The sequence below is a fragment of the Rhodococcus sp. SBT000017 genome (assembly GCF_003688915.1).
In the GTDB taxonomy this organism is placed as follows: Bacteria; Actinomycetota; Actinomycetes; order Mycobacteriales; family Mycobacteriaceae; genus Rhodococcoides.
The window spans coordinates 1264912-1280175 of the sequence record NZ_REFU01000001.1 but is presented as its reverse complement, the minus strand read 5'-3'; the positions used below and the strand labels follow the sequence as shown (position 1 = coordinate 1280175).

General features: G+C 65.8%; 13 protein-coding genes and 1 pseudogene. 11 read left to right on the top strand and 3 right to left on the bottom strand.

What is annotated here, in order from left to right:
• Positions 1 to 65: 65 nt before the first annotated feature.
• Both AYK61_RS05680 and AYK61_RS05675 read left to right on the top strand, forming a co-directional pair.
• On the top strand, positions 66 to 1817 hold the full coding sequence (locus tag AYK61_RS05680; protein WP_121870115.1) for a proline--tRNA ligase: 1752 nt from the start codon (positions 66 to 68) through the stop codon (positions 1815 to 1817).
• Between the two features lie 75 nt (positions 1818 to 1892).
• Positions 1893 to 3617 carry an acyl-CoA dehydrogenase family protein gene (locus AYK61_RS05675; RefSeq protein WP_183130170.1) on the top strand — a complete coding sequence of 575 codons (1725 nt, stop codon included), beginning with the start codon at positions 1893 to 1895 and terminating at the stop codon, positions 3615 to 3617.
• A gap of 9 nt (positions 3618 to 3626) precedes the next feature.
• On the opposite strand, the gene AYK61_RS05670 is transcribed toward AYK61_RS05675, so the two are convergent.
• Entirely contained in the window at positions 3627 to 4235 is a 609-nt protein-coding gene (locus AYK61_RS05670; RefSeq protein WP_259467942.1) for a TetR/AcrR family transcriptional regulator, read from the bottom strand.
• 82 nt (positions 4236 to 4317) lie between these two features.
• On the opposite strand from AYK61_RS05670, the gene AYK61_RS05665 reads away from it, so the two are divergent.
• Positions 4318 to 5772, top strand: coding sequence for a DHA2 family efflux MFS transporter permease subunit (locus AYK61_RS05665; RefSeq protein WP_121870113.1), 1455 nt, complete (start codon positions 4318 to 4320; stop codon positions 5770 to 5772).
• On the opposite strand, the gene AYK61_RS05660 is transcribed toward AYK61_RS05665, so the two are convergent.
• The gene (locus tag AYK61_RS05660; protein ID WP_121870112.1) at positions 5735 to 6175 is read right to left on the bottom strand and encodes a ferritin-like domain-containing protein; all 441 of its coding nucleotides are present in this window, start codon (positions 6173 to 6175) and stop codon (positions 5735 to 5737) included. The two genes, AYK61_RS05665 and AYK61_RS05660, sit on opposite strands and share 38 nt — an antisense overlap.
• Positions 6172 to 6675 (bottom strand): hypothetical protein, encoded by a 504-nt coding sequence (locus AYK61_RS05655; RefSeq protein WP_121870111.1) that lies wholly within the window; start codon positions 6673 to 6675, stop codon positions 6172 to 6174. The genes AYK61_RS05660 and AYK61_RS05655 overlap by 4 nt, the downstream gene beginning before the upstream one ends.
• A gap of 168 nt (positions 6676 to 6843) precedes the next feature.
• Between AYK61_RS05655 and rimP the strand changes: the two genes are divergently transcribed.
• The 8 genes and pseudogenes from rimP to AYK61_RS05615 all read left to right on the top strand — a co-directional run bounded on the left by rimP (position 6844) and on the right by AYK61_RS05615 (position 15259).
• Positions 6844 to 7419, top strand: coding sequence for a ribosome maturation factor RimP (gene rimP, locus AYK61_RS05650; RefSeq protein ID WP_121872475.1), 576 nt, complete (start codon positions 6844 to 6846; stop codon positions 7417 to 7419).
• The gene (gene nusA / locus AYK61_RS05645; RefSeq protein ID WP_121870110.1) at positions 7416 to 8423 is read left to right on the top strand and encodes a transcription termination factor NusA; all 1008 of its coding nucleotides are present in this window, start codon (positions 7416 to 7418) and stop codon (positions 8421 to 8423) included. Before rimP ends, nusA begins: the two co-directional genes overlap by 4 nt.
• A 96-nt stretch (positions 8424 to 8519) precedes the next feature.
• Positions 8520 to 8852: a YlxR family protein gene (locus tag AYK61_RS05640; protein WP_183130169.1), complete on the top strand. Its 333-nt coding sequence runs from the start codon at positions 8520 to 8522 to the stop codon at positions 8850 to 8852.
• Positions 8853 to 8949: 97 nt separating this feature from the next.
• A pseudogene (infB, locus tag AYK61_RS05635) lies at positions 8950 to 11852 on the top strand (translation initiation factor IF-2).
• 154 nt (positions 11853 to 12006) lie between these two features.
• Positions 12007 to 12297 carry a DUF503 domain-containing protein gene (locus AYK61_RS05630; protein ID WP_068050194.1) on the top strand — a complete coding sequence of 97 codons (291 nt, stop codon included), beginning with the start codon at positions 12007 to 12009 and terminating at the stop codon, positions 12295 to 12297.
• A gap of 103 nt (positions 12298 to 12400) precedes the next feature.
• Positions 12401 to 12934 carry a 30S ribosome-binding factor RbfA gene (rbfA, locus tag AYK61_RS05625; RefSeq protein ID WP_121872473.1) on the top strand — a complete coding sequence of 178 codons (534 nt, stop codon included), beginning with the start codon at positions 12401 to 12403 and terminating at the stop codon, positions 12932 to 12934.
• Position 12935: 1 nt separating this feature from the next.
• The gene (locus AYK61_RS05620) at positions 12936 to 13934 is read left to right on the top strand and encodes a bifunctional oligoribonuclease/PAP phosphatase NrnA (RefSeq protein ID WP_121870109.1); all 999 of its coding nucleotides are present in this window, start codon (positions 12936 to 12938) and stop codon (positions 13932 to 13934) included.
• The gene (locus tag AYK61_RS05615; RefSeq protein ID WP_121870108.1) at positions 13931 to 15259 is read left to right on the top strand and encodes an MATE family efflux transporter; all 1329 of its coding nucleotides are present in this window, start codon (positions 13931 to 13933) and stop codon (positions 15257 to 15259) included. The genes AYK61_RS05620 and AYK61_RS05615 overlap by 4 nt, the downstream gene beginning before the upstream one ends.
• The last annotated feature ends 5 nt before the right edge of the window (positions 15260 to 15264 follow it).

The window sequence follows — 15264 nt, the reverse complement described above, 5'->3', positions numbered from 1 at the left end:
TCGAGGCTACTCACTGTACGGCCGCCTGCTCACAGGCACTGTGTGAGCGACTAGTCTGACAACCCGTGATCACCCGTCTTTCGCAGTTGTTCCTTCGTACCCTCCGCGACGACCCGGCCGACGCCGAGGTCGACAGCCACAAGCTGTTGGTCCGCGCCGGTTACGTTCGTCGTATCGCGCCGGGCGTCTACTCCTGGTTGCCGCTTGGTCTGCGGGTGCTGCGGCAGGTCGAGCGTGTCGTGCGCGAGGAGATGAACGCCATCGGTGCGCAGGAGATATCTCTGCCCGCACTGCTGCCGCGCGAGCCGTACGAGACCACCAATCGGTGGACCGAATACGGCGACGCGCTGTTCCGGTTGCAGGACCGCAAGGGCAACGACATGCTGCTCGGTCCCACCCACGAGGAACTGTTCGCGCTGACGGTCAAGGCCGAGTACAACTCGTACAAGGACCTGCCGGTCACGCTGTACCAGATTCAGACCAAGTACCGCGACGAGGAGCGTCCTCGCGCCGGTATTCTGCGCGGCCGCGAGTTCGTGATGAAGGACTCGTACTCCTTCGACATGGACGAGGACGGACTGAAGAAGTCCTACGCCGCCCACCGCGAGGCGTATCAGCGCATCTTCGCCCGCCTCGGCGTCGGCTACGTCATCGTCGCCGCCACGTCCGGTGCCATGGGCGGCAGCGCCTCCGAGGAATTCCTGGCCGAGAGCGACATCGGTGAGGACACCTACGTGCGCTGCATCGAGTCGGGATACGCGGCCAACGTCGAGGCCGTCACCACTCCGGCACCGGAACCGCTGCCGATCGAGGGGCAGCCGGCTGCCGTCGATCACGAGACCGGCGACACCCCGACCATCGCGACCCTGGTGGAGTGGGCCAACTCCGCGGATCTCGGTCGCACCGTGACCGGCGCGGACACGCTCAAGAACATCCTGCTCAAGGTTCGCAACGCCGAAGGGGAGTGGGAACTGCTCGCCGTCGGGCTGCCCGGTGACCGCGAGGTGGACGAGAAGCGCCTCGAAGCATCCCTCGAGCCTGCCGAGTTCGCTTTGTTGACCGACGCGGACTTCGCGGCCAATCCGTTCCTCGTCAAGGGGTACATCGGGCCTCGCGCATTGCAGGCCAACGGAGTTCGCTACCTCGTCGATCCCCGGGTGGTCGACGGCACGTCCTGGATCACCGGCGCGGATGTCAAGGGCAAGCACGTGGTGAACCTCGTCGCCGGTCGCGATTTCGTTCCCGACGGCACCATCGAAGCAGCCGAGGTGCGTGACGGCGACATGTCTCCCGACGGGCGCGGGCCGCTCGTCAGTGCTCGCGGAATCGAGATCGGGCACATCTTCCAGCTCGGCTACAAGTACACCGATGCGTTCGCTGTCGACGTCCTCGGTGAGACCGGCAAGCCGGTTCGCCTGACGCAGGGTTCCTACGGTGTCGGCGTCTCCCGTCTGGTCGCCGTGATCGCCGAGCAGATGCACGACGACAAGGGCCTGCGGTGGCCGTCGGAGGTGGCACCTGCCGATGTCCACCTGGTGATCGCCAACAAGGACGACGCTGCTCGCGCGGGCGCGGAATCGATTGCGACACAACTCGATACACAGGGCATCGAGGTGCTGTTCGACGACCGCAAGGCCTCGCCCGGAGTGAAGTTCAAGGACTCGGAACTGATCGGTGTTCCGCTGGTGGTCGTCATCGGCCGCGGCTGGGCCGACGGCAAGGTCGAGATCCGTGATCGCTTCACCGGTGAGAGTCGCGAACTCGACATCGACTCGGCTGTCGAGGAGATCGTGAAGGCTGTGCGGCACACACCGTAGGGGAGTCTCGCGATCTCTCTGCGCGGTCGTTTACCCGCTGGTAGCTTCGGGTCAACGACTATGAGAGGTCACCACGTGTCTCACTTTGCGCTGTTCGATCCCACAACCTTCGATCCGGCCGAGCTCGACGGCGACTCTCGTCGAGCGCTGCGCGCCTTGATCGAGTGGTTCGAGAATCGAGGCAAGGCCAGGCTGCTCGCGGACGATCTCGACGCAGTCTGGCCCGCGGACTTCATCGAGTTCGTCGCCGAGCAGAAGCTGTTCGCAACCTTCTCCACGCCCGCCGCCTACGCGGACGGATCGCCGAACACGCGATGGGACGCTGCTCGCAATGCAGCGCTGAGCGAGGTTCTCGGGTTCTACGGTCTGGCCTACTGGTACACCTGGCAGGTCACCGTTCTGGGTCTCGGGCCCATCTGGATGAGTGCCAACGACGACGCCAAACGGCGCGCCGCACGCGAGCTGGACCGCGGCGGTGTGATGGCGTTCGGACTGTCCGAGCGCGCACACGGAGCCGACGTCTACTCCACCGACATGCTGTTGACGCCCTCGACCGAGGACTCCGAACTCGAGTTCACCGCGTCGGGGGAGAAGTACTACATCGGGAACGGCAACGTTGCGGGCATGGTCTCGGTGTTCGGCCGACGCACCGACGTCGACGGACCGGATTCGTACGTGTTCTTCGTGGCAGACAGCGCGCACCCGGCCTATCGGCTTCGCGAGAGCGTCGTCCACGGGCAGATGTACGTCAGCACCTTCGCGCTCGAGAACTACCCCGTCCGGCAACAGGACATCCTGCACACCGGTGCCGACGCATTCTCGGCTGCGCTGAACACGGTCAACGTCGGAAAGTTCAACCTGTGCACCGGATCCATCGGCATCTGTGAGCACGCGTTCTACGAGGCGATCACGCACGCGAACAACAGAGTTCTCTACGGCAATCGCGTCACCGATTTCCCGCACGTCCGCAGCGCATTCGTCGACGCATACTCCCGGCTGATCGCCATGAAGCTGTTCAGCGCGCGAGCGCTGGACTACTTCCGTGCCGCCGGACCCGAAGACCGGCGCTACCTCCTGTTCAATCCGATGACCAAGGCGAAGGTGACCTCCGAGGGCGAAACGGTCGTCCGTCTGTTGCACGACGTCATCGCGGCCAAAGGGTACGAGAAGAACACCTACTTCCGTGAAGCCGCCCAGCTGATCGGAACACTGCCGAAGCTCGAGGGCACGGTGCACGTCAACGTGGCGCTGATGCTCAAATTCATGCCTGCGTACATGTTCTCGCCCACCGACTACCCGGACGTCGGTACCCGAACCGAGCCGGTCGACGACAGCTTCTTCTTCGCGCAGGGGCCCGCCCGTGGTGCTAGCTCGGTCCGGTTCCATGATTGGAACCCGCTGTACAGCAAGCACTCCGCGATACCCAACGTGGGACGGTTCTACGAGCAGGCCCAGGCGTTCAGGTCGTTTCTTCAGGACTGTGCGCCCGACGAAGCGCAGCAGAAGGATCTCGATTTCCTACTCGTGGTGGGGCACCTGTTCTCGCTCGTCGTCTATGGCCATCTCGTGCTCGAACAAGCCGACGAGATCTCGCCCGAGATGCTGGACCAGATCTTCGACTTCCAGATCAGAGACTTCTCCGGCTACGCCGTCGCGCTGTACGGAAAGCCCTCATCGTCTGCGGCGCAACAGCAGTGGGCCCTGGACGCGATACGCAAGCCGGTGGTCGATGCGACTCGTTTCGAGGCGGTGTGGAACGAGGTCGCCTCCTACGACGGCCGGTACGAGATGCGTCCCTAGCTCGGACGCTCAGCCGGGATCGGCCGGAACCAGCGTGGTTCCGAACGCGCATAACGTCATCTCGTGCAGTCCGGAGCTGTCGTTCGGATGCTCGAGTGCCTGCATCGACATGAGGACGTTGAGCAGCATCCCGTGCGCGATGAACTGCCGGGCCTGATCCTCGGAACAGCCAGTGCCGTCACGTATCTGGCTGTAGATGGCACCCATTCCCTCCCGGGCCGCCCGGCCGATCTCGGGTACCGACCCTGCGCCGAATCCGTGCATCATGACCATCAACAGGTCGCGATCGGCCACCAGATCGGCGTAGGCCGAGCCGAGATTCGCCCAGGTGCTGTCGTCGTCGGGGTCGAGCGGGCCCGCCGCCAGCACGGCCTCGAACGCAGCCATGATGCCGTCGACGGAGCGTTGGAACACCAGACGAAACAACTCGACCTTGGTGCCGAACATGCGCACCACGTACGGCTGAGAGACACCTGCTTCCTTCGCGACCGCATCGGTACTGGTGCCTGCGTAGCCCCCGCGCGCGAACGCGCGCATCGCCGCGTCGAGAACGAGCTCTCGGCGGTCGGCTGCATCCATACGGGTGGCCTTGGGCTTGGGTGCAGAGGCGTCGGACATGTTGACAGGTTATCAGTCGATAACTTACGGTCTCGATTAAGTAATCATTCGATGCTTACAAGTTCGAGACGGGACGACCGCAATGACCGCCACAGCTTCCCCACCTGCAGTGCAGCCCGCCACTCGGAACGTTCCCGTGTGGCTCGGCATCCTCGCAGCATCCCTACCGATGTTCATGGCAACACTCGATAATCTGGTGGTGACCAGCGCGCTCCCGGTCATCCAGCAAGATCTGAACGCCTCCGTCGGACAACTGCAATGGTTCATGAACGCCTACACCCTCACCTTCGCGACGTTCATGCTGACGGCGGCGACGCTCGGCGACAGGTGGGGCAGACGCGCGGTGTTCCTCGGCGGAATCGCTGTCTTCACCGCCGCCTCGGTGGCCAGCGCGCTCGCTGCGAGTCCAGCGATGCTCATCGCGGCGCGCGCCGTGCAAGGAATCGGTGCCGCCGCGATCATGCCGTTGTCCCTGGCCCTGCTCGCCGCGGTGGTGCCGGTGGGCAAGCGGGCAATGGCAATCGGGATCTGGGGTGGAGTCTCCGGACTCGGCGTGGCGCTGGGGCCGGTGGTCGGCGGAGCCGTGGTCGACGGGATCTCCTGGCAGGCGATCTTCTGGATCAACGTTCCGGTGGCCCTCGTCGCAGTACCGCTGGCGTACGTCGCGCTGAAGGAAACCGCAGGGCGCATCCAACCGCTCGATCTGCTCGGCGCGGTCCTCGCGGGCGGCGGCGTCTTCCTTCTGGTGTGGGCGGTGGTCCACGGCAACGACGACGGGTGGGCGTCGACCACGGTGCTCGCCGGCTTCATCGGCTCGGCGGTACTGCTCGTCGCCTTCGTTCTGCGTGCATCGCGCACCCGGCACTCGGTACTGCCGCTGGCGCTCTTCCGTTCGCGCAGCTTCACCATCGCCAACATCATCGGAATCACGTTCTCGCTCGGCATGTTCGGGGCGGTGTTCCTCCTCGCGCAGTACCTGCAGATCGTGATGAACTACACGCCGTTTCAGGCAGGCCTACGCACGCTGCCGTGGACTGCCGCACCGATGGTGGTCGCACCCATCGCAGGCCTGCTCGCCGAGCGCGTCGGACTGCGTGGGTTGTTGGTCGCCGGCCTGTCGTTGCAGTCGGTCTCGCTCGTGTGGATGGCGCTGATTCTGGGACCCGACACCGAATACCTGTCCATGGTCCCGGCGCTGCTGATGGCCGGAGTGGGCATGGGACTGACGTTCGCCCCGTCCGCCACCGCAGTGCTGCGGGACATGAAGGACGAGGATCACGCCACCGCGAGCAGTGCGAACTCCACCGTGCGAGAAGTGGGTATCGCGCTCGGCATCGCGGTACTGACAGCAGTGTTCATCGGAGCCGGTGGATCACTGACGCCCACCGGCTACACCGACGCCCTGGCACCCGCCCTGCTCGTCGGCGCAGGGGCAGTGGCGATCGGACTCGTGGCGGCGCTGTTCATGCCGGGGCGTTCCGCCGGACCGGCGGAAGCGCTCACGGTTGGCCGGGAAATGCCGTCGACGACGGAGTGACGCCCAGAATTTGCTGCCACGTCGCGAGGCGAACCGCAGCGTCGGTCAACGCCTGCACGCCCATGTCGCGGGTCGCTCCCGACCGGCTGCGTTCGATCGACGAACGCCACGCGATGCTCGTGTCGATCTCGGCCTGCGCAGCCAACTGCGCAGCCGAGATCGCGTCGGTCACCGGGAACGGGGACGCGTACGCCGGATCGGGCAGTGGCACAGTGACGCTCGCCGCCCGGAGTGCATCGATGGTGGCGTCGCGGCGCGCGCGGTGAGCGGCAGTGTTCGACGCCACCACCTCGGCGCGCGTGGGGTTGGAGAACGCCGCGACGACGCCGTAGGCGAACACCGCCGCGTACTCGGCGTGCAGGGCATCGACCAGGCCTTGCTGTTCCGGACCGAGATCGCTCATGCCAGAACCACCAGGGCCGAGACCGTGCACGAGGCACTGATCGAACCGAGAAGGCCTGCCCGGTAACCACTTTCGTTGCGAGCTGCATCTGCCGCACTGCGAGCAGAGGAAGTCAACATCTCCCGCACGGCGGCGATATCGGGCGGCGGCGTCGTGGGAGCGGGTGTCGTGGTGGCCGTGGCCGACGACGTGTCGGTCGAGGCGCCGGTGGCTCGGGCGATCTCGGTCTCGAGCGCATCGGCGTGCTCGGTCCGCTGCGCCGCGACGATCCCGAGTGCGGCTGCGTAGTCGGCGATCACCGTCGCGGCCGCGGTGGCATCCGCGGCATCGGCGCGGGCTGCGCGCAACTGTGCGGTCAGTGTGTCGAGGGCAGGGCCCGAGATGGTCTCCTGGCCGCAGGCGGCAACGCCGGACACGGCGGCCGCGGACAGAGCGGCGACACCGGCGAGTCGGAACAACCCGCGGCGGCTGAGCGCGAAGGGGACGGTCGGCGTTGGCACTCCGATATCGTGCCAGACCGCAGCGCTCGTACGCGCCGTGCCCGCGTGTCGCGGCGGTCGATCGTGGTCACGAGCACTGCCTGCGGGGCGGTAGGCTGTTGGTTCACCAAACGCAGTCCGGCTGCCGTACGCCGGATCGCCCACAACTACACACGAGGAGTTCGCGACATGCCTGTTCCGTCCAAGGAAAGGGTTGTCGAACTGCTCGCCGACCTCGTTCGAGAACGGGGTTACGACCTCGAAGACGTGAACGTTGTCGCCGCAGGAAAGCACAGTGCAGTGCGGATCATGGTCGATCGCGAAGAGGGAATCGACCTCGACGCGCTCCCGGAACTGAGCCGCGAGATCTCGGATGCCTTCGATGCCGTGACCGATTTCGGGGAAGCTCCGTACACGCTGGAAGTCACCACCCCCGGAATCGACCGCCCGCTGACCGAGGCACGGCATTGGCGTCGGGCCCGCGGACGCAAGGTTCGTATCGAACTCGCCGACGTCAAGTTCGACGGTCGCGTCGGTGTGCTCGACGGTGACTCGGTCACCGTGGTGATCAAGGAGAAGGGTGTGCTGTCTACCCGGTCCGTTGCGCTGTCCGATGTTGTGAAAGCTGTTGTACAGGTGGAGTTCTCGCGGCCCAGCGCCGAAGAGATGGACCTGGCGGGTGGCGTGGTCGGCAGTAGACCGTCACCCGCAGACACCGATGAGATCGTGGACGTGGAAGCACCGGAAGAAGGGTCGAACAAGTGAATATCGATATCGCCGCACTGCGTGCCATCGAGGCGGACAAGGGAATTCCGATCGAGATGGTGATCTCGACGATTCAGACCGCGTTGCTGACGGCCTACCGGCACACCGAGGGACACCAGTCCAACGCGTGGATCGACGTCGATCGCAAGACCGGGTCGGTACGGGTGATGGCCAAGGAGCTCGACGCCGACGGCAATCTGATCTCCGAGTGGGACGACACCCCGGAAGGCTTCGGACGCATCGCGGCAACCACGGCGCGTCAGGTCATCCTGCAGCGCCTACGCGACGCCGAGCACGAGCGCTCGTTCGGCGAGTACTCCACGCACGAGGGTGAGATCGTCAACGGTGTCATCCAGCGCGACACGCGTGCCAACGCCAAGGGCACCGTCATCGTTCGTATCGGCAGTGACGCCAACGGAGCCGACGGCCTCCTGCCGCCCGCCGAGCAGGTGCCGGGTGAAAGCTACGAGCACGGCGAACGCATCAAGTGCTACGTCGTCGGAGTCGCCCGGGGCAACCGGGGTCCGCAGATCACCCTCTCGCGCACCCATCCGAATCTGGTGCGCAAGCTGTTCGCCCTCGAGGTGCCCGAGATCGCCGACGGTTCGGTCGACATCGTGGCAGTGGCCCGCGAGTCGGGGCATCGCTCGAAGATCGCCGTCGCGTCCACCGTGTCCGGTCTCAACGCCAAGGGTGCCTGCATCGGACCGATGGGGCAGCGCGTGCGCAACGTGATGAGCGAACTCGCAGGCGAGAAGATCGACATCATCGACTTCGACGAGGATCCGGCCACGTTCGTCGGAAACGCTCTTTCTCCGTCGAAGGTCGTCTCGGTGACCGTCGTCGACGCGGCTGCTCGTGCGGCCCGTGTGGTGGTTCCCGAGTACCAGCTTTCTCTGGCCATCGGCAAGGAAGGGCAGAACGCTCGACTGGCCGCTCGATTGACCGGTTGGCGGATCGACATCCGCAGTGATGCGGCGGCACCCGAGACGACCAGCGCGTAGGGCCGGAATGCGGAGTTCGGGGCAATACAGCGGTAGAGTGGTCGATGGTTCGGTAACGACCTCTCCGCCCAGGGGCATGAACGCGAGTATCCGGTAGTGACAAGCCGGCCTATTCGTACGTGCGTCGGGTGCAGGGAGCGAGTGCCGGCCGCCGATCTGTTGAGGATCGTGGTTCGAGAAGCTGGTTCGCACGAATTCGCTCTCGTCCCCGACGTCCGGCATTCGATGTCCGGCCGTGGTGCGTGGTTGCACTACAGCCGAGAATGCCTGCACAATGCGGAACGACGCCGAGTCTTCGGTCGTGCGTTTCGGATATCGGGAAATGTGGAATCGTCCGCAGTGACAGCCGTGCTCGACGAGTACGAACAGCTGCAGGCCGAGGACACGACAAGAGCAACACCCGTCGACAAGAACAGGCAACAGCACTGATGAGCACACCGTGAAGCACCAACGATGAACGTCCATCGGAGATAACCCGAGGTCGTGCGGGCACCAAGCCTCGCTCGGCCTCTCAGTGAGGAGAGCAGTGGCAGGCAAGGCCCGCGTGCACGAGTTGGCAAAAGAACTCGGTGTCACCAGTAAGGAACTACTCGCACGGCTCAAAGAGCAAGGCGAGTTCGTCAAGTCCGCATCATCCACAGTCGAAGCCCCCGTGGCACGTCGACTGCGTGAATCCTTCCCGTCCGACAGCGCGGACGCGTCGGCACCCGCCGCATCTGCACCGAACGGTCGCGCAGCGGCCGATCGCGCTGCAGGCAGCACCGCGAAGCCGGGCGCTGCGAAGCCGGGCGGACCCCGTCCCGGCCCCAAGCCGGCACCCCGTCCAGCAGAGCCGGAAGCACCCGCAGCGCAAGCTCCGGTGGAGGCAGCACCGGCCGCACCCGCAACTCCGGCTGCCGCACCCGCTCCGGCCCGGCAGCACCAACCCCTTCGCCTGCAGCGCCCGCCGCTCCGGTAGAGCAGGCTCCGGCCGCGTCGGCCACCACCAGCGACGCTGCACCGGCCCCGGCGGCACCCAAGCCCGCAGGTCCCGGCCCCAAGCCCGGCCCCAAGGCTCCGCGTGTCGGTAACAACCCGTACTCCTCGGCTCCCGTGGAGCGACCGGCTCCCCGTCCCGCTCCCGGTGCTCCGCGCCCCGGTGGCGGACGTCCCGCTCCCGGACAAGGTGGGCCTCGTCCCGCCGCACCGTCGGCCGGCAGCCGTCCGGCTCCCGGGCAGGGTGGGCCTCGTCCCGCACCGGGCCAGGCCGGACCTCGTCCGAGCCCGGGCTCGATGCCTCCTCGCCCGAACCCCGGTGCCATGCCGACCCGTTCGGCGCGTCCCGGTCCCGCAGCAGGTCGTCCCGGTCGTCCCGGTGGCGCTCCGGGTGGACGTCCCGGCGGCGGCGGTGGCGGTGGCTACCGCGGCGGCGGCGCTCCCGGCGCTCCCGGTGGTGCCCCCGCAGGCGGCGCTCCCGCAGGTGGTTTCCGCGGTCGCCCCGGTGGCGGTGGACGCCCCGGTCAGCGCGGCGCAGCAGCAGGTGCATTCGGTCGTCCCGGCGGAGCAGTTCGTCGTGGACGCAAGTCGAAGCGGGCGAAACGCGCCGAGTACGAGAGCATGCAGGCTCCCGCAGTCGGCGGCGTCAGGCTGCCCCGCGGCAACGGTGAGACCATCCGTCTCGCCCGCGGTGCGTCGCTGTCGGACTTCGCGGACAAGATCGACGCGAACCCGGCCGCACTCGTGCAGGCCCTGTTCAACCTCGGCGAGATGGTCACCGCGACGCAGTCCGTCAACGACGAGACGCTGGAGCTTCTCGGCGGCGAGATGAACTACGTCGTTCAGGTCGTCAGTCCCGAGGACGAAGACCGCGAACTGCTCGACTCGTTCGACCTCACCTACGGCGAGGATGCCGGCGGCGAGGACGATCTGGAACAGCGTCCCCCGGTGGTCACCGTCATGGGCCACGTCGATCACGGTAAGACGCGACTGCTCGACTCGATTCGCAACACCACGGTGCGCGAAGGCGAGGCAGGCGGAATCACGCAGCACATCGGTGCGTACCAGGTGCTGACCGAGCTCGAAGGCAACGAACGTCTCGTGACGTTCATCGATACCCCCGGTCACGAGGCCTTCACGGCCATGCGTGCCCGTGGTGCGAAGGCCACCGACCTCGCGATCCTGGTTGTCGCAGCCGACGACGGCGTCATGCCGCAGACGGTGGAGGCCATCAACCACGCCCAGGCGGCCGACGTGCCGATCGTGGTCGCGGTGAACAAGATCGACAAGGAAGGCGCGAACCCGGACAAGATCCGGCAGCAGCTGACCGAATACGGACTGGTCGCCGAGGAGTACGGCGGCGAGACGATGTTCGTCGACATCTCCGCCAAGCAGGGCACCAACATCGATGCCCTCCTCGAAGCGGTGCTGCTGACGGCCGACGCGTCGCTCGATCTGCGCGCCAACCCGGACATGGACGCCCAGGGTGTCGCCATCGAGGCGCACCTCGACCGTGGTCGTGGCCCGGTCGCGACCGTGCTCATCGCTCGCGGAACGTTGCGTGTCGGTGACTCGATCGTCGCCGGTGACGCGTACGGACGCGTTCGTCGGATGGTCGACGAGCACGGCGACGACGTCACCGAAGCGATGCCGTCTCGTCCCGTGCAGGTCATCGGCTTCACGTCGGTGCCCGGTGCAGGCGACAACCTGTTGGTCGTCGACGAGGATCGGATCGCACGTCAGATCGCCGACCGTCGAAATGCGCGCAAGCGCAATGCGCTGGCAGCCAAGAGCCGCAAGCGCATCAGCCTCGACGATCTCGACGCAGCTCTGAAGGAGACTTCGCAGCTCAACTTGATCCTCAAGGGTGACAACTCGGGAACCGTCGAGGCTCTCGAAGAGGCGCTGCTCGGAATTCAGATCGACGACGAGGTCGAACTGCGCGTCATCGACCGCGGTGTCGGTGGCGTCACGGAGACCAACGTCAACCTGGCGTCGGCATCCAACGCGATCATCATCGGCTTCAACGTTCGAGCGGAGGGCAAAGCCACCGAGCTGGCCAACCGCGAAGGCGTCGACATCCGGTACTACTCGGTGATCTACCAGGCCATCGACGAGATCGAGAAGGCCCTCAAGGGCATGCTCAAGCCGGTGTACGAAGAGGTTGCCCTCGGGCAGGCCGAGATCCGCGCGCTGTTCCGTTCCTCCAAGGTCGGAAACATCGCCGGTTGCCTCGTCACCTCCGGTACGATCCGTCGCAACGCCAAGGCGCGACTCATCCGAGACAGTGCCGTTGTCGCGGAAACCGTCACGATCTCCTCGCTCCGCCGCGAGAAGGACGACGCGACGGAGGTCCGTGAGGGCTACGAGTGTGGTTTGACGGTGACGTACTCCGACATCAAGGTGGGTGATGTCATCGAGGCGTACGAACTCCGTGAAAAGCCGCGCGACTAGAACAGATGCGGAGCCGTTCGGCTCCGCATCCGGTCGCGTCGGCTCGGTGGTGAAGCCAGGGGAGTGACACTGCGCTCCGACTTTCGAGCCGGTGGTGGTACGACAGATGTACCGCCACCGGCTTTGTCGTCGAAGCTGATCGAAGGACGTCAGCGTGTATCTGGGTGCTCTGGAGTTGGACGTGTTGTTGGGGGATGTGCGTTCGCTCGCCGAGAAACGGTCGATGGTGGAACCGGTCCTCGGTGATCTGCAACGGTTGGGAGTCTCGGCTGCCGAAACCGGTGAGCGAGAACGTATTCGGCGATCCCTGCTGGGGGTTGCCGCGGCCGGTACCGATGTCGACCTACTGCACGACAAACTGGACGAGTGCGAACGGCATGTCGCCGAACGCCACGATCTGGAACTGTTGGCAGTACGCCGGAGAATCTTCGGACCCGAGGATTGATCCGGGAAGTCTGCCGAGCACTGCTCGGCAGACGTGAAGTGCACAACCGTCGGTACGTCGCAACAGAATCGACGTTCGGCCATGAAAGAGGAGTGTGATTGTCGTGGTGGATCAGGCCAGGGCTCGTAAGTTGTCCAAGCGAATCGCCGCCATCGTTGCAACGGCGATCGATCACGAGATCAAGGATCCACGGCTGGCATTCGTGACCATCACCGACACCAAGGTGACCGCCGACCTGCACGACGCCACGGTGTACTACACCGTGATGGGTGAAGATCTCGATACTCCGCCCGATCTGCAGGCGGCCGCTGCAGGACTCGAGAAGGCCAAGGGTGTACTGCGCTCGAAGGTCGGAGCCGGAACGGGTGTTCGGTACACGCCGACATTGACGTTCGTGACCGACACGGTGCCCGACACCGCACGCCACATGGAAGACCTCCTCGAACGCGCCCGAGTGGCCGACGAGGAACTGGCCCGCGCCCGTGCGAACGCCAAGCCCGCAGGCGACCCCGACCCGTACAAAGCCCCGCGCGAAGTCGCAGACTCAGATGGTCATTCCGCAGGCTCCACTCCTGGATTGGATGGTCGTTCCGCAGGCTCCACTCCTGCAGACGTCGAGCCCGCCGAAGCCGACTGACATGTCCGATGGTTCGGGGTCGGTGTCGGAGACCGACGAGGATCTGGCCCAGGCGATCGAGATGCTCGAACGTGCATCGTCGGTGACCGTGCTGTGTCACGTTCAGCCCGATGCCGACACGATCGGTAGTGGGCTCGCGCTCGGTTCGGTACTCGAACGTCGCGGTGCGACCGTCCAGGTGGCGTTCGCAGCACCGGCGTCCCTGCCCGAGTCGATGGACGAGTTACCCGGCAGGCACCTTCTGGTCGACGCCGACCAGGTCACCGAGACCGTCGATCTGGTGGTCACGGTCGACGCCGGAAGTCGGGGTCGGCTGGGTTCGTTGGGCGACCGACTCGATACGGCGTCGGCCAGCCTCGTCATCGATCACCACCGCAGCAACACGCGATTCGGAACGCTGAATGTGGTGCATGCGTCCGCCGAGTCCACCACCGCCGTGATCGCGCGTCTGCTCGATCGGTGGGGCGTCGAGATCGATGCCGATCTGGCTCACCTGCTGTTCGCGGGCTTGGTCACCGACACCGGTTCGTTCCGCTGGGTTCGCCCGGGTTCTCATTTGTTGGCCGAAAGACTGTTGGCGACTGGGATCGACGGCGCTCACATCGCCCGCAAGCTGCTCGACACCCATCCGTTCGAGTGGTTGCCGATGCTCGGGTCCGTGCTCGGTTCGGCATCCTTGATTCCCGACGCAGCCGACGGACGAGGGCTGGTGTACGCGGTCATTCGGAGCGAGGATTCGGCCGGACTGCGGTCCGAGGAAATCGAGAGCGTGATCGACATCGTGCGCACCACCTCCGAAGCCGAGGTGGCAGCCGTGCTCAAGCAACAGGACTTCGGCGCGGTCTGGGTGGTCTCCCTGCGCTCGAAGACCGAGGTAGACGTCTCGGCGGTGGCGTGCGAACTCGGCGGCGGCGGGCACCGCAACGCGGCCGGCTACACCGCGACCGGTGACCTGCCCGACGTGATCGATGCGCTGCGCGGAGCTCTTTCGACGTCGTGAGCTCCACTCCGGTCACCGCTCGAAAGATTCTCGGCCTGTCGCTGCCCTCCCTCGGCGTCCTTGCCGCCGAACCCCTCTACCTGTTGTTCGACGCCGCCGTGATCGGCAGGCTCGGTGCGTTGGCCCTCGCAGGCCTGGCTATCGGCGGGCTCGTGCTGGCCCAGGTGAGCACCCAGCTGACCTTCCTGTCCTACGGCACGACCGCGCGAGCGGCTCGCATGCACGGTGCCGGTCGCGAACGCGATGCCGTCGGCGAGGGTGTGCAGGCAACCTGGCTGGCCTTCGCGATCGGTATCGCCATCGTAGCGGTGATGCAGCTCGCGGCCGAGCCCGTGGTGTCGGTGCTCACCGGCGGTGGCGACATCGCCGCGGAGGCGCTCGCGTGGCTGCGGGTGGCCTTGCTGGGTGTGCCGTTCATCCTGGTATCTCTGGCCGGAAACGGATGGATGCGCGGAGTCCAGAACACGGTGACCCCGCTGCGTTTCGTCGTGTTCGGCTTCGGTGTGTCGGCAGTTCTGTGCCCACTTCTCGTTCATGGGTTGCTCGGATTCCCGCGTCTGGAGCTGGTGGGATCGGCCGTGGCCAACGTGATCGGGCAGGGCGTCGCCGGTGCGCTGTTCGTCGTCGCGGTGGTGCGGGCGAGCACCGAATTGCGCCCGCGCTGGTCGGTGATGCGCGCGCAACTGGTGCTGGGGCGCGACCTGATCGTGCGCAGTCTGGCGTTCCAGGCCTGCTTTCTGTCTGCCGCTGCGGTCGCGTCGAGGTTCGGAGCGGCCTCTGTCGCCGCCAATCAGGTGGTTCTGCACATGTGGAACCTGGTGTCGTTGATGCTCGATTCGTTGGCCATCGCCGCTCAGACTCTGGTGGGTGCCGCCCTTGGTGCAAGCAGGACCGACGACGCGCGCGCACTGGCGTGGCGATTGACGGCATGGTCGACGGTGTTCGCGGTCGTCCTCGCCGGCGTGTTCGCTGTCGGGCGCTCCTTCGTCCCGGAGTTGTTCACCACCGACGCGTCGGTCATCGACGAGATGCATGCGATCTGGTGGATCTTCGTCGCGATCATTCCCATTGCCGGGGTGGTGTTCGCGTTGGACGGAGTGCTGCTCGGCAGTGGTGACGCTGCTTTTCTGCGAAATGCGACCATGGCGTGCGCCGTCGTGGGCTTTCTGCCGTTCATCTGGTCGGCTCTGGTGTTCGACTGGGGGTTGGTCGGCATATGGATCGGGCTCGGCGTCTTCGTCGGACTGCGGATGCTCGCGGTCGCGGGCCGGGTGCTGTCCGGTAAGTGGCTGGTGATCGGCAGCGACCGCCAACTACGCCACTGAGTGGT

Excerpts from the sequence above, each read along its gene's own strand:
- rimP (WP_121872475.1), top strand. The coding sequence starts at position 6,844 with ATGCCTGTTCCGTCCAAGGAAAGGGTTGTCGAACTGCTCGCCGACCTC.
- AYK61_RS05620 (WP_121870109.1), top strand. The coding sequence starts at position 12,936 with ATGTCCGATGGTTCGGGGTCGGTGTCGGAGACCGACGAGGATCTGGCC.
- AYK61_RS05670 (WP_259467942.1), bottom strand. The coding sequence starts at position 4,235 with ATGTCCGACGCCTCTGCACCCAAGCCCAAGGCCACCCGTATGGATGCA.
- AYK61_RS05665 (WP_121870113.1), top strand. The coding sequence starts at position 4,318 with ATGACCGCCACAGCTTCCCCACCTGCAGTGCAGCCCGCCACTCGGAAC.
- AYK61_RS05660 (WP_121870112.1), bottom strand. The coding sequence starts at position 6,175 with ATGAGCGATCTCGGTCCGGAACAGCAAGGCCTGGTCGATGCCCTGCAC.